Raw genomic sequence first — 15,296 nt, forward strand, 5'->3', positions numbered from 1 at the left:
GCTCTTTATTAAAGAACATTCCTATGTTAAAAAAGATATGAGCTACAACCATAATTATAAGATTAATTTTTACAATTTTTGACATATGGACCTCTCAAAATCTTCGACCTACAATATTAATTGACAGTATACAACTCCCCATTCCGATGAGAAGCACTAAAAACATCGACAGCATATATTCTCCGGCTTTTGTTTTAACTTTTTTACGTACACCATGAACCAGTTCAGCGATAGCCATTGCAAAACAGAGGAATGCATGTATTAGCATAGTAATCATAGAAACGAGAATTAATTTTTCATTAAAAAATAGTATTGTGTTAAAAACAATATGGTAAGTTACAAGTATGCGAAGATTAATTTTTACAATTTTTGACATATATAATACATCCTTTTAAAAAATAGTAACAAATTCCGCAAACACAAGCTACTTGTATCGCAGATATTCCAATAATATCATATTGATAGATAGGTTTTATAAACTCAATTAAGAATCTCCACCACAGGTAAAAGACCATAAATAGTTCAAACAATAAACCATCTCTAAAAGAACATTTACTACGCGATACGCATAAAAATAACCATAAAACAGCAAGTACCAATATTTCATAAAGAGCTGTAGGATGCCTTTTTAAACCATCCCCTAAATCCATACCAAGAAAAAAAGTAGTCTCAATGCCATGTGTACCATCTTCAATACCCGAAAGAAAACAACCAATGCGCCCTATCATCATTCCTAGAATGATAGGAAAACAAAATAAATCGCCAGAAGAATGTTTTTCGCCAATTATTTTTTTTACGAGCTCTACCCCTATAAGACCACCAAGAAGTCCACCAACAATGGTTTTTGTAGACATAAAGAACACCATTTTTTCAAACGTCGGCAACATAAAAAAAGATGGGTGTTCCAGCATTCCCAAAATCTTCGAGCCAAAAAAGGCTCCGCCAGCAGCACCTACAATTATAATAAACCTATTTTCGGAATTGATTTTATCTTTTTTATTACTACGTAGCCGTATGTAATAACGGTAGCTGATTATATAAGCAAGAACCTCAAACAAAAAATGAGAATCGATGCCAACTCCTGCTATTTTGAAATCAAAAGGTAGTTGCATTTTTATTTTTATCCATACAAGCAATTTTTATAAATTGAAAAAACAAAGGGTGTGGTTTGTGTGGTCGCGATTTGAATTCAGGATGAAACTGGCACCCTACCATAAATGGGTGATTTTTAATTTCCATTATTTCAACAAGATCTTGTCGTTCATATATTCCTGAGAATATTAACCCAGAGAGTTGGTTTCTAAAATAGTTATTAAATTCGTAACGATGGCGATGGCGTTCGTGAACAATATCTTGATTATAAGATTCATAAGCAATACTTTTACGTAATATATTACAAGGATAAGAGCCTACGCGCAGAGTTCCTCCTTTTGACTTTTTATTCGATTGCCCTGGCAAAAAATGAATAACATGGTTTTCTGAATCAGAATATTCATCAAATTCTTCTGAGGTAAGTTGCGGGTTGTTTAAAATATACCTGGCATACTCAATTGCCAAGATCTGCGCTCCTAAACAAATTCCTAAATACGGAATATTATGAATACGTGCATATTTAGCTGCGAGTACTTTTCCTTCAATGCCGCGATTGCCAAAACCTCCTGGCACAATAATCGCTTTTATTTTCTTTATCTTTTCCCATTCGTTGCTTGTTTGAGACTCCAAACGTTCCGCATTGATCCACACAATATTCAATTTACAACCGCACGCATAACAAGCTGATTTTAAAGCTTCAATAATAGAGATATAAGAATCTTCTAAACGCATATATTTACCAACGAGTCCTATACTTAGTTCTTGATCCGAAGCGTTGATTTTTTGAAGTAGTTTTTCCCACTCTTCAATATTGGTTTGTAAATTTTGCAATTGCATTTTTTCAGCAATAAGTTCTGTGATTCTGTGCTCATAAAATTTAACAGGAACTTCATAAATCGAATTGGAAGTAGTTACCGGAATCACAAAGCGCTTTTCAACTCCGCAAAACAACGATATTTTATCAAGTAAAGCTTGTGGTATCTTGTAATCAGCGCGCGCTAAAATAAAATCAGGTTGTATACCTTGGCGTTTAAGTTCTCGTACAGAAAGTTGAGTTGGTTTTGTCTTAAGTTCTTTTGCTGCTTTCAAATAAGGTAACAATGTCATATGCATAGACAAAACGTTTTTGCTTCCTAATTCATTGCGAAATTGACGCATTGCCTCAATAAATGGCTCTCCCTCAATGTCACCGATAGTGCCTCCTATTTCGATGATCATGATATCACATTTACTTTTTTTTGCCGCTTGTTGAATGCGTTCTTTAATCGCATCAGTAATATGAGGAATAATTTGAATTGTTCCTCCTAAGAAATCTCCTCGGCGTTCTTTTGTGAGAACCTCTGTGTAAATCTTACCTGTCGTAACCGTCGAATCTTTCGAAAGACTGACATCAATAAATCGTTCGTAATGTCCAATATCAAGATCTGTTTCTGCTCCATCATCTGTAACATAAACTTCGCCGTGTTGAGAAGGACTCATTGTACCAGGATCTATATTTAAATAAGGGTCTAATTTTTGCACAAAAATTTTATAACCACTTGCCTTAAGGAGAGCCCCTATCGAGGCACTAGCAATTCCCTTTCCCAAAGAGGAACAGACTCCGCCTGTAACAAAGATATACTTTGGAAACGTTCGTAAATTTGTCATGTACTTACCTATTAAATCATTAGAGAGAAAGAGATTGTAAATGCATTCAACAAACAGGTCCTATAAAAATTGATCGCTATCTCAACAACGCGCCGTTTTACGCTTTTTACCAACACGCTCTTTGTCAATTATCTTTTGTATAGATTCTGTCGCTAAAGGAACTTTACAAGATGTACTTCCCATATTAACTTCAACTTTACCAATTTTTTCAGCGATCTTCATTGCCTGTTTTGTTAATCCTGTAATACTAGCACCAACAGCAATAACAAAGCCATTCATTGTATAACGCACTCGATTAGGCGCTTTATCAATTTCTTTAGGAATGCGGTTGAGTAATTTTTTATAATTAGTAATATCCAAATCTTCATCTTGTTTAAGTGTAGAACAACAAGATAAAGTAGCCCAACCAGCAGCAGCAATACCTTCTTTGTCTGATTCTATCCACTTAAGAGCTAAATCATAACCATGCTTACTTTCTGATGCAATCCAAGCGACAGTGTACTCACTTAGCATATACCAATAAGCTTTCTTCACCCATTTATTGAGATCTTTCTTGGTAATTTTACCTTCGTCAGTAATAAGTCCAGCAAGATACATTGCATCAGAATTTCCAGTATCGTAGAGATCCAAAGATAACTGATAATCTTTTTTTACTTTTTTCTGAATTTTCTTAAGATCTTGAACTTTAACCCCGAAAAGCGGCTCTTTTGCTCCGTGCTTCAAACCTATTTTTTTAGTATTTTCGTTACTATAACTTTTGAGTTCATCCATTACTTCTGTAACCGTCATAGTAATAGTTTGCTTTTTTGCCATGAGCCTCTCCTTTTAGTTAGAACATTTGATAAATTAAATGTAGTCGTTTACTTGTGGTATTGCAAATAAATTTTTAGGCGTACTTTTATCATTTAATTTTTGTTTTGTTTGAATTTTATAAGTAATTCAGAGAAAATAGTACTTAAGTACATCTTCAATATCTTTTGTATTTACAATAACTTATTGTGCAAGCAGCGTAACAAAATAATTATGTTAATCGCAAACAGAAAGAAAAAAATGACTCAAATATTTATCTCTTATCGACAAAGTGATAGCATGGACAATGTTGGTCGTATACATGACCGTTTGGTTTCTCAATTTGGTCGTGATCAAATTTTTAGAGATTCGTTTTCCATTCCTGCAGGAGTTCATTTTGTTGATTTTCTAAAAGAAAAACTCCGCAACAGCAGTTTGGTTTTAGTAGTAATTGGAAAGCAATGGCTAAAAGCAAAGGATAACAACGGCAATGTTCGCATTTTCAATAACGAAGATATCGTGAGGGCGGAAATATCCATAGCACTCGAAAATAATATTCCAATAATTCCTCTTTTAGTGCAAAATGCAGAAATGCCAAAAGAATCAGAATTACCAGAAAATATTAGTCAACTCACTTACCAAAATGGTATACGTATTCGCCAAGATCCTGATTTTGATCGCGATATTGAAAATTTAATATCCACTGCAAAAAACATTTTACAACTTGCCAATTTTAAATTTTCTCAAGAATGCACAGTTAACGGTAACATAATAAAAGAATATACACACATTCCTACGGGAATAGAATTTGTTCAAATTCCTTCAGGACGATTTGCGATGGGAAGTTCAACAAAAGATGATATGGCTTTCGATTCTGAAAAATACCGGCGCGAAGTCACTATCGACTCATTTTTGATGAGTAAATACGCGATTACCCAAGACATTTGGAAAAAAATCATGGGAAAGAATCCTTCTTCATTTCAATCAGACAAAGCACCAGTGGAACAAGTAAGTTGGGAAATGAGCCAAGAATTTTGTAGTAATACAGGTTTAAAACTACCAAGTGAAACGCAGTGGGAATATGCTTGTCGTGCTAACACCAAAGATAGATTCTATTGGGGAGAGCAAATAAATAGCGACTACTGTTGGTACAAAGATAATTCGCAAGAGAGGCTCCAAGAAGTTGGACAAAAACTACCAAATAACTTCGGACTACACGACATGCTTGGAAATCTCTGGGAGTGGTGCGAAGACTCTTGGACTAAAAATTATGAAGAGTGCCCAACAGATGGAAGCCCATATAGGGATAGTACGAAAAACTCAAAAGTATTACGCGGCGGGAGTTTTTGGAATTCAGCAAAACGATGTCGTTGTTCTAGTAGAGGAAATGAAAAAGTAAATACTTTGAGTAACCGTATTGGATTTCGTGTAATCTTCTCTTGTTAGACACAATCAAAACCAAGTTCGTATGCAGCATTAATTTTGCCCAATTTGAAGTTAGGGCAAAACTAATACTGCAGAACACTAAACTTTAGAAATCGATAATGAATTTACCGTTTTCGTAGATAAGCTCGTCATCTGCGTAAATCTGACCATTTCGCATATCACAAACCATATCCCAGTGAATTGCCGATTTATTAACACCACCAGAGACAGGAATGCTACTACCTAACGCCAAGTGTACTGTTCCACCAATCTTTTCATCAAACAAAATATTTTTGGTAAATGTTTGGATATTGTAATTTGTTGCGATAGCAAATTCGCCTGCGCGTCTTGCTCCTTCATCAGTGTTAAGCATCGACTCAAGAATTTCTTTACCGCGTTTTGCATCTGCGTGTACTACTTTTCCCTCTTCAAATTTCAGTTGTATATCTTCAACTTCTTTTCCATGATATACTCCCGGAAAAGAAAAACGGATAGTCCCATTTACTGAATCTTCTACTGGTCCGGTAAACACTTCACCATCAGGGAAATTAATACGTCCATCACAATTAACCCAAGTACGTCCTTCTGCACAAAAACGCAAATCTGTCCCCTCAGAAACTATTCTGAAATTCTTTTTACCCATTAAAAAAGCACAAATTTTTGCTTGTTCTTTACTGTAATTACGCCATAACTCTGTTGGATTCTCTTCGTTTAAAAAACATGCTTTAGCTAAAAAATCTTCGTAACCGCGAAGTGACATTCCTGCTCCCTGTGCTAGAGCATTATTAGGAAATTGAGTAATGCATAACTTAAGATCGCTATCGCACATCCTTTGCATAAACTTGGTATTTAAGTCTTTTTTAGCTTGTGCCCGTTTAGCCATTCTTTCAGAATCAACACCAGCCATAGACTTGATATTCTCATTGCCTAAAATGACTAAAAAAGCATCAAAATGCCCTACTTCTAATACTTTTAATGGGGATATATAAGCCAGCTGCTCATCTGAAGCATGTAAATAGTATAATTCGTTTAACTCTTCTACCATAACATTAACAGTAAGATTTGCTCCTTTTTGCAAAGCTTGTTTATAGACTTCCTGGACCAAAAGTAAACTAGGAATATGCGTTTGAATGCAAAGGTTATCTCCTTTTTGGATGTCCATAGAGTAATCAACAAGTACTTTGGCAAATTTTTCGATTGCGCAACTTTTCATGATAATCCTTTCTGTAAGTATTGTAAGTCATTGCGACTTATAAGTTGAGTTTTATAGCTTACTTAACTTCTACGATCATTTCAATTTCTACAGCAACACCCAAAGGCAAAGAACTCATTCCAACCGCAGCGCGCGCATGTTTTCCATTTTCTTTTCCAAAAATTTCTACAAGTAAATCAGAACAACCATTGATAACAGTAGAATGTCCCGTGAAATCTTCGCTTGCATTTACCATTCCTGTTACTTTTACAATTCGCTGAACATTATTCAAGTCGCCGACAGCTCCTTTCAAGGATGCAAGTAAACCAATTGCACAACGGCGAGCAGCTTCTTTACCTTGATCAACGTCAAGATCTTTTCCTACCTTACCCATGATAAGTTTTCCTTGCTCATCAATAGATATGTGCCCAGATAAGAAAATTAAATTACCAGTGCGCACTGAACGTACAAAGTTGGCCTTAAACGGGCGAGGTGGTTGCAAAGTAATTCCTAAACTTTTAAGATTTTTCTCTGCATCAACGCTATTGTCTTCTCCATATATGTCTTGATGAGAAGTTACAGTAATAAATACCGTACACACAGTAAAAATGATAGCGATAAGTAATACTTTTTTCATTTTTTTTCCTTTTAATATAGGAGTGTCTAAGACAGTGTAACTAAAATAAAACAGTTAAACTTTAAACTATTGTTCAATAAGACCTGACGAGTACAAAACATCAGCAATAGACTGAGCAATTAGCGCATAACCTTCTGCATTGGGATGTATAAGATCAGATTTAAAACTTTTTTTTGCTAGAACTTTTTGCAAAATATTTCCTTCGTATACTAAACTATATTTTGTAGCTAATTGCGGATAAAACGCTGCTGTTGAAATTATAACAGAGGGACGTGGAACACCAATAAGAACCACTTCAATATTTTGCTGTTGTGCTAGTTTAATCATCGCTTCAAGATTTGCAATTGTAGACTCTTTAGAGTGCCTACGTAAAAAATCATTTCCTCCTAAACACAACAATAAAATCTTAGGGGAGTATTTTTTTAAAACTTGGGGTAATCTACGTAGTCCTTGTTTTGTCGTTTCTCCCGACACTCCACAAGCAATCACTTCTCTGCCTAAAAGCTTAGACAAAATACTTGGGTAACTGTTATTTTTTGTCGCTCCGACGCCATATGTAATACTATCACCAAAAGCAACGATTACTTCATCATCACTAATTGCAGCTTTCTTTACACTGCCACAACTTATCACAAACAACACGACTAAAAAAAACGCGCCACATCGCATATACTCTCCTTTATTAAACGCCCTATATATTTGCTTTGAACGTCTATATTGAACAAGCAATTTAATAATATCAATCTTCTCTTCTATCAATTACGCAATAAATTATCACGTCCCTCTCAGATATAATTCAAAAGTAGATGATTTATAATCACGATAGTCAGGATCATTTCCGCTATTAAGATTAGAAGTAAATAATGAAATACAGAGCTCCCTTAACAATACAATTCATTTACCTCATCAAATGCCACTTTGTTATAGAAAATGGGAAATATTTCGATTTGAATTGTTTAAGAGAGGACGGAAAATAATGATATTTTATCTATCAGTGTTATTATTTTTCGGAATGCATTCCAAATGCTTAACCAATAAATAAAATACTTGTAAAATTTGGTACATTATCTTCCGCCACATCCCTGATGTTATGATTTTTATTGGGTGTGATGTAAAAAAGACCTGGATAACCAGGTCTTTTTTAGCAAATTAGTGAGTTCCGCAGAAAGGATCAAATTCAGCATTGACTTTTTGAGCGACATATTCTATTTCAGCATATATCTCGATGTCAAAAAGACAATTGCTAGTCATAACAAGCTTTCCATCTTGATCACAAATGAGTGTTGCTTCTTCCGTTTCTGATTCATCAATCTCAAAACGAGCAACTAAATCATCAGAAGGATCTTCACCTTCCGCTTCTTGTAGTTTAAAATCATACTCATCGCGAATGTGAACAGCAAGACTCAGAGTACAGTCCTTGGTTTCACCACTTGGATATTGTACGCGGAAATTGAGTGGAGCTCCAGCATGAATAGCCGTGGTTTCAGCAAGAGTTTCTTTTAATTGAATAGAAGTATTGACAGCAAATTGCGGATCAAATTCTTCTTCAGACTTAATTGCTTTACTCTTGCTAGAAGCATTTTCTTCAGACATTTCATCATCAGTTTCTTCTTCAACACCGTCGTCTTCTAATATGCCATCGTCTTCGGCCTCTTCATCGTCGTCGGTATCTTCAGGGTTTTCTTCTGAATCTTCAGCATCTTCATCAAATACAACATCTTCGTTATTTTCTTCTTCTGTCGCTGGTTCTTCTTCTGGCTCTTCTTCTGGTTCTTCTTGGTATGGATCTTCTTCATACTCATCTTCATCATCATCATTTTTAACATTGCGTGCGCGATAATCACTTATCGACTCGATGATTTGAGGTACAACTTCACCTTCTACTGGCTCATGGTAATCTTGCAAGACAATAGTTGTTTGTCCCTTCGGTAGGAAAAAGCAACGAATTGCCATATCAGAGTTTACTTCAAAACCAACGACATATTCCTCGCGGAATTGACGGAAATTTTCGAAGTCATGATCAGCAGCAACAGCTTCAGCATCTATAAGACCTAAGTATTGAGGCTCTGCTCCTTCGAAGTCTATACGATAAATCCAAAACTTTTCTTGAACTGGACGGAAATCTTTAATAGAAGTGCGCGCAACCGTTTCTTCTTTATCCCAATAAGATTTCACATTAAGTTCTTGGCCTTGTCTAAAAATAGTTACCATAGCTACCAATGAGTCATAAGCAATACGACATGGTAGATAACTAAACAAGTTCTCAATAATAAGCTCAATTTGATCATAGCCATCGCGTAGTAATTGTCGCGTTTTTTCGTTGAATGGATCTACGCGAACAGATTCCATATAACGACCAATACATGCTCCTAACGGAACAGCAGTTTTTGCAGAGTCGCGGTCAAAACGTACATTGGCAGGATCATAATCGAAAATACCTGATGTTTCGGTAAATATTTCATGAGCACCTTGTTGTACAGCTTTCATATTACAAGACAAACCAGAGAGTATCAAGCGATCGATACGATCTCCTTGAGTTTCATCAGTACCTTGAAGTCTTGCAATGGCTAAACTAGCGGCCAAACTAAGTGACTGTTTAATGGTATCCATTATCACATTGTTCATATCTTCTTGTGTTACCACAAGCGCTAAATCATCTTGTTGGATGGCACCAGTTTCAACCAACCAACCTTGTGCCATTTGCATAAAGTTGTACAGTTGTCCACTATCGAGTTCTAGTTCATCTGGCCAGTTTTCTGGCAAAGTACTTGCCATTACTGTTCCAAAGTTTTCGATAATAGGGGTTCCTAGTGTTTTCTTAAGCTCATCACTAATTTCCCACAAAGTAAAGAAGTTAGAAATCTTGCTACTATCATCGATAAAACGCGTTGGAATTACTTTATCAATAACTTTCTCATTGAGATTATCGTAGTTACGCAAGTTTTGCGATGGGTGTACAGTCCACTCTAACAATGCTCCTGGACGATAACGAGGTAAAGCTTCTGGATCATCTTCGTTGTCAATAAGATCGTCAGGCATATTCATCATTAACTGACCTAGAGGACTATCCATTGGTGGTTCTAAGTTATTTTGGGTAATATGAGTAAGTACTTGATCTGCTAAACGCGATTTTAAATAACGAAAAACCCAAAGCGTTAATAAGTCACCACCAAGATACGCATGACCAGTCGTTCCCAATAAGCGCGGTGTGATACGGAAATAAGATCCACCATGCCCGCGGTCTTCTCCAGGTTCAAATATTTCAATTTCTTCATAAAGAAGCTGTATAAGTGCGATATCTGTTGTTCCACCACCTAAATCATAAAGAAGTATATTTTGATAAGAGCGTCCATATTTGTCTTTACGACTACGAGCCATCAAACCATGCATACCACAAACAGGGTCAGCGCCTATCTCACGCCAAATATGGAAAATAGCTGCTGCTGTCGCTTCATCAAAACGCGTATCCACTTCGCGAATATTCAAGTCATTCAGAATTTCGCGTAGTAAGTGCCGACTTGCAGCAGGATAAGAAGTAGGAAATGTTGCTACAACTGAACATAACCATTCAGCATCTTCAAATTTACCTTCTTCACTGCGACGATGAATGTCACTTACTGAACGTGAAAATAATTCTTTATAAGTAATTTTTGCCAATGTTGCTGAAGGAAAGTTTACTTCTCTTCCCCCAGACTCTGCTGGCACAACTGATATTATCTCATCACGCCCAAAGTACCTTTTACTTGATAATACAAATTGACGAATATCAAGTTCCCCAGTAGCAGCACTATGAAGTAATAGTCCAACACGCGCTCCCATATCGATCTTAGTTTCTTCTGTTAGACGATCAGGATCTTCACTTTCAGGTGCATCAATAATTTGTAGCACACTAGAAATTGGTGCTGGACCAACGTTCTTATCAAGCTCTAAAACAAAATATCTTTGAGATTCTAAATTTTGGGAATCAATACTCGCTTCAAAACCTTGCATAGTTTCACTAGCAACACCTTTAATTGCTTCGCTATCGCCACCGTCTTTTACAAAATTAGATAAACGTCCAATTAACTCTGACAAAAATTGGATGCGTAATTTTTCATCGAAACGATTGAGTGCTTGCGTAATATCAGTTTTAGGTGCACCACACTCAGGAAATTCAGCGGTTGGAATAACAAGCGTTAGGTTTTTTATAAAAACATCAACACTATCTGGCTCTAAAGAAGATAAATGATCTGTCAACCACATATCCATCCATTCGCACAAAGCTTCCCATTGATCTGTACCTAATTGCCCACGTACCTCTTCTGCGGCAAAAGATGGATCACGCACTGCAACAGACGAGTTTGCTGTACCATAGTCAATAGCAAGTAAACCACTGTAGACATTTGCAACTGTAGCAGCCTCTTCATCTTCACCTTCATACTCATCTTCGCCTTCTGTATACTCATCACCATCTGCTCCGTCAGCATCTTCAGAATAATCTGGTTGCTCATCGTCATCATCAAAGTGATTTTCCTCATTTCCTTCTTCTAGACCTTCATCTTCATCTTCATTATTTTCAGAATTTGTATTCAGCAGGATTTCTTGGCGGCATTTATACTCAACAACTTCACCACTCTCCGTAGTTTCAACTAATTTAACCAAAACAGGTATTTTTACAATATCAGCCTCAGGTAGTAAACTAGTATCTGTCAAAGTGCGAATAGGAATATCGACAACAACTTGTTCTCCTGCTTGATCAATCGTAAAATTAGAGACCGCGATAATTTTCGCAAGAATTTTACGAACCTCTTGTTTTAATTTAGGAGATTGTAAATTCCATTTGGAAGGAAAAGCTAACTTCAGTTCAAATTCTTGAGGAGAAGAATCCTCAGAAAGTCCATCCAAAAAATAACGTAGAGGCTGTTGATCCTCAATCGGATGGATTTCAATACTTTTTTGTTCAGGGTAAAACTCAGCGTTTTTCATTACAATGTGGCGAGGGCTAAGATATTTGACTTGAAATTTTAGGCCTTACATGCAAAATATTCCTCGCACTTCCTTTCTGAATATCAAAATATCCATTTAAAATCCGTAATAACTTGTTGCAACACACTCAAATATTTTTTTGCATTTGTTGCTACGGCGCGTCGACATTTGTCTTCCTTACAAAAACCTAAATGTTAACACGCTCTAGTACTAGTACAGTATCTATATCAAGTAAATTTACAGATATTGAGCTAACACACTACCAGGGCGTACCATTCCTATTAAAATCAAAAAAGATCTTTTTGTTTTTTTGGCTGCTGTAATCAGCTCTCATTCAAAGTTATGAGACTATTATTATAGGTTTTCTATGTCTATAAAACAACTTATTTTTTGGCATGTAAATAATTGTGAAGTGCATATAGAGCTAACAAATAAGAATGTGCACCAAACCCTTCAATACGACCAAGGCAAACAGCGGCCAAGTGCGAAAGGTGGCGAAAAGATTCTCTAGAATGTGTATTTGATAAGTGAACTTCAACAACTGGGAGCTTAACACTTGAAATTGAGTCGCGAATTGCAACAGAGGTATGAGTATACGCGGCAGGGTTTATAATAACTCCATCAACATTTTCATAATGTGCTTGCTGAATATATTCAACTATTTCCCCTTCATGATTTGACTGGAAAAACGCCACTTCTAGTTTTAATTCATTAGCTAAAGTAGTGATTTTTTTATTGATCTCCTGCAAAGATAAACGTCCATATATCTCTGTTTCCCGTACCCCGAGCATATTTAAATTGGGGCCATGTATCACATAAATATTGAGCATTACTAGTACCTCTTAATAGCTTCAGTAATTACTTCGTGTAGTAAATCAACATCTGCATTGTTGAGTATAGTTACTTTACCTATTTGTTGCGGGGCAATAAATCGTATTCCTACTCCATCGCGCTTTTTATCGTATTTCATTGCTTCAATAATACTATTTGTAGAAAGATCGCGAAATGAACAACTTTGAATAACATTTGCAAAAGTACGTTCTATATCTTTTGTTGTTTCTTCATCGCAAATACCAAGTTTTAGAGCAAAATGAGCGGCAACAATACAACCAAAAGCCACAGCCTCCCCGTGTAAATAACAGCTATAATTAGTAACAGATTCAATAGCATGTGCTGTTGTATGCCCAAGATTCAACCACATTCTGTTTCCCAAATCGCGTTCATCATCTGCAACTATTTTCATTTTTAAACGTACACAAAGTTCAACGATTTCGTTAATTCTAACAAATGGCTCAAAACCATCTTTGCCCCAAACACTCTCAGAAATTGAAAATAGTTTCTCATCGCCAATTACACCCATTTTAATGACTTCTGCCATACCAGAATATAATTCTCTAGTAGGTAATGTTTGTAAAAAAGATGAGTTGATGATTACCGCTTGCGGCTGATAAAAACTTCCGATAAGGTTTTTAGCACCACACGCGTTTACCGCCGTTTTTCCACCAACAGATGCATCCACTTGTGCAAGAAGTGTTGTTGGAATTTGAATAAATGCCACTCCTCGCATATACACAGAAGCAAAAAACCCTGCTAAATCTCCTACAGCACCACCACCAAAAGAAACAACAAGTGCTCCGCGATCAAAATTATGATCAAGCGCCCACTGTGTTATTCTTTCTATCTCTCCAAGATTTTTCGATTTTTCAGCATCATGCACTACATAAACTGCATCTTTTTTCAAATACTCAGGAAGAGTATCCTTATGATGCCCAAATGCTTTTTCATCAGCGATAAGCATTATTCGCTTTTTAGAGAACAGCTCTATTATCTTCGTATCTTCAAAAATAGAAATGTCACTGATAAAAACATTATATTTTTTTGGGGTTTCTTCTGAAATAGAAACAGAAACTACTTGCGAACTTACCATTCTTCGTCATCTTCAGAATCAGGATCTTCATTGTCTAAATATTCATCCTCCGATGAAAAATCGTCTGCCCATAAGTCTTCATCCTCTTCGTATTTTATTTTTTTAGGTCGGTATTTTTCTATGCCACTTTGTTTCAGCTTTTGATGAGTAAGTTTAAAACTAGGGAGTTTATCTTCTTTCAAAAGTAATTTTTCTACTGTGTGGAATTGTTTTAACCAGCGTTGGCTTTTCTTCACACTCTTTTTGGCAGCATTAAGATGAGTGTGAATCTCTCTTCCCTTTTTAGTTATATTCATGAATCTAAACAACTCTGTACGATTTTTAAATTTTTTCAAATATGACATGATCGCTAAACTTTTGTGGCCTCTGCTTTCAAGTACGCGCCCGAGTACAATAAAACCATCGATAAAGTGTTGATCATTGCGTAGTAAAGTAAGTAATTTCTCCATACTTTCAGAGCTAAAGTTATCGTAAAATCTTTGATTATTATAGCTTGCGCCCAAAAAGTTTTCCTGTGCTATCTTACCATTGTATTTTGCATACCATTTTAGCATTTTCAAATACCAGTCGCCAAGCCCCATATGGCCTTCTGGTTTTATTTTGAGTGCTTTTTTCATGTAGAAAACAGCACTGCGATAATCTCTTTTTTTCTTCGATAAAACCCCAAGATTTGAAAGTACTTCATACTTATTAGGGTTTTTTTCTAGCAAAGATAATAATATTTTTTCTGCTAGATCAAATCGCTTTATTCGTATATAGCTCACCGCCAGGTTGTTTTTTTCTCGATCAGAGAGGGAAGATTTGCTAAGCAAATTCGAAATACGATGCTGATAATACAACTCACTATGATGTGCAAATTGACCGGTGATAATATCAAAAACTTTTGTATTCTCTTTTACTACTAGTTCATCGACAACAGTATCTTCATCCCAAACACAAGTATTTCCATTCGCAACTAAAAAAAATATACTGAGTAGCAGAACAAATTTCATAATTTATCTCCTAGTTTAATTTTATTTCAAACTATTAGGGCCTGTCATCATTCAAGCTAATGAAGCCAAATAATGCAAGAAACTAAGTATACAGCCGCTAAAAAATTCTGAGCAGTTTTGTCGTACCGCGTAGCAATAGCTCGATATTGCTTGAGTTTGCAGAATAGATGTTCTATCAGATGGCGAGATTTATAAAGGTGAACGTTTTGAGCCCGTTTCCGAGCCCTAGCCCGCTTCCGAAATCTTATCCTTGCGCATAAAATTGTAGAGTATTTACCAAAAGGCCACTCTCACCTTTCTAATCAACTCCAGCCTGCTGCTTTGTCGATTTCTTTAAATATAGCAGAAGGCGCTGGTGAATTTTGTTCTGCCGAGAAAGCTCGTTTTTATAGAATTGCTCGCCGATCTGCTACTGAATGTGCTTCTATTATTGATATCTGTCGATGTTTAAAACTAAGTGACTTGACAAAAGTAGTTACCCGTTGAATGCAGGGCTTTATTTTTATAGCGCGGCGCGACGAAGGCGCGCAGCCGTAGCTGCGTAACAGAGGGGCAACAAGGCTAGAAAATTAAAGAACAAAATGCCAATGGGTAAATACTTTTGGCAGGTCACTTAGTAAAACAAAATCT

Annotated in this window: 14 protein-coding genes; 2 read left to right on the plus strand and 12 right to left on the minus strand. The window is 36.1% G+C overall.

Annotation, left to right across the window (positions count from 1 at the left end; genetic code table 11):
* Positions 1-94 precede the first annotated feature (94 nt).
* From UABHE_RS25750 to UABHE_RS25765, 4 genes are all read right to left on the minus strand, one after another.
* On the minus strand, positions 95-376 hold the full coding sequence (locus UABHE_RS25750; RefSeq protein ID WP_372366183.1) for a hypothetical protein: 282 nt from the start codon (positions 374-376) through the stop codon (positions 95-97).
* Positions 354-1,112: a prolipoprotein diacylglyceryl transferase gene (locus UABHE_RS25755; RefSeq protein WP_372366184.1), complete on the minus strand. Its 759-nt coding sequence runs from the start codon at positions 1,110-1,112 to the stop codon at positions 354-356. The genes UABHE_RS25750 and UABHE_RS25755 overlap by 23 nt, the downstream gene beginning before the upstream one ends.
* Positions 1,096-2,739 carry a CTP synthase gene (locus UABHE_RS25760; protein ID WP_372366185.1) on the minus strand — a complete coding sequence of 548 codons (1,644 nt, stop codon included), beginning with the start codon at positions 2,737-2,739 and terminating at the stop codon, positions 1,096-1,098. Before UABHE_RS25760 ends, UABHE_RS25755 begins: the two co-directional genes overlap by 17 nt.
* An 81-nt stretch (positions 2,740-2,820) precedes the next feature.
* Complete coding sequence (locus UABHE_RS25765; RefSeq protein WP_372371681.1) at positions 2,821-3,528, minus strand: DNA alkylation repair protein; 708 nt, start codon at positions 3,526-3,528, stop codon at positions 2,821-2,823.
* Between the two features lie 261 nt (positions 3,529-3,789).
* On the opposite strand from UABHE_RS25765, the gene UABHE_RS25770 reads away from it, so the two are divergent.
* Complete coding sequence (locus tag UABHE_RS25770; RefSeq protein ID WP_372366186.1) at positions 3,790-4,974, plus strand: SUMF1/EgtB/PvdO family nonheme iron enzyme; 1,185 nt, start codon at positions 3,790-3,792, stop codon at positions 4,972-4,974.
* An 85-nt stretch (positions 4,975-5,059) separates the two neighbouring features.
* Here UABHE_RS25770 and UABHE_RS25775 read toward each other — a convergent pair whose 3' ends face one another.
* The 8 genes from UABHE_RS25775 to UABHE_RS25810 form a co-directional block, all read right to left on the minus strand.
* Positions 5,060-6,166 carry an aminopeptidase gene (locus tag UABHE_RS25775; protein ID WP_372366187.1) on the minus strand — a complete coding sequence of 369 codons (1,107 nt, stop codon included), beginning with the start codon at positions 6,164-6,166 and terminating at the stop codon, positions 5,060-5,062.
* Positions 6,167-6,224: 58 nt separating this feature from the next.
* Positions 6,225-6,782 (minus strand): RidA family protein, encoded by a 558-nt coding sequence (locus UABHE_RS25780; protein WP_372366188.1) that lies wholly within the window; start codon positions 6,780-6,782, stop codon positions 6,225-6,227.
* A 66-nt stretch (positions 6,783-6,848) separates the two neighbouring features.
* A complete protein-coding gene (locus UABHE_RS25785; protein ID WP_372366189.1) occupies positions 6,849-7,451 on the minus strand; it encodes an arylesterase in 603 nt (200 codons plus the stop codon).
* Positions 7,452-7,931: 480 nt separating this feature from the next.
* Positions 7,932-11,747, minus strand: a complete 3,816-nt coding sequence (locus UABHE_RS25790; RefSeq protein WP_372366190.1) for a hypothetical protein — start codon at positions 11,745-11,747, stop codon at positions 7,932-7,934.
* Positions 11,748-12,130: 383 nt separating this feature from the next.
* Positions 12,131-12,577, minus strand: a complete 447-nt coding sequence (gene aroQ / locus UABHE_RS25795) for a type II 3-dehydroquinate dehydratase (RefSeq protein WP_372366191.1) — start codon at positions 12,575-12,577, stop codon at positions 12,131-12,133.
* A gap of 2 nt (positions 12,578-12,579) precedes the next feature.
* On the minus strand, positions 12,580-13,674 hold the full coding sequence (gene aroB / locus UABHE_RS25800) for a 3-dehydroquinate synthase (RefSeq protein WP_372366192.1): 1,095 nt from the start codon (positions 13,672-13,674) through the stop codon (positions 12,580-12,582).
* Positions 13,668-14,666, minus strand: a complete 999-nt coding sequence (locus tag UABHE_RS25805; protein ID WP_372366193.1) for a tetratricopeptide repeat protein — start codon at positions 14,664-14,666, stop codon at positions 13,668-13,670. The genes aroB and UABHE_RS25805 overlap by 7 nt, the downstream gene beginning before the upstream one ends.
* 56 nt (positions 14,667-14,722) lie before the next feature.
* Positions 14,723-14,914, minus strand: coding sequence for a transposase (locus UABHE_RS25810; protein WP_372371682.1), 192 nt, complete (start codon positions 14,912-14,914; stop codon positions 14,723-14,725).
* A 13-nt stretch (positions 14,915-14,927) separates the two neighbouring features.
* Between UABHE_RS25810 and UABHE_RS25815 the strand changes: the two genes are divergently transcribed.
* Positions 14,928-15,152: a four helix bundle protein gene (locus UABHE_RS25815; protein WP_372371683.1), complete on the plus strand. Its 225-nt coding sequence runs from the start codon at positions 14,928-14,930 to the stop codon at positions 15,150-15,152.
* Positions 15,153-15,296 lie beyond the last annotated feature (144 nt).

Source organism: Candidatus Uabimicrobium helgolandensis, from assembly GCF_041508025.1.
Classification (GTDB): Bacteria; Planctomycetota; Uabimicrobiia; order Uabimicrobiales; family Uabimicrobiaceae; genus Uabimicrobium; species Uabimicrobium helgolandensis.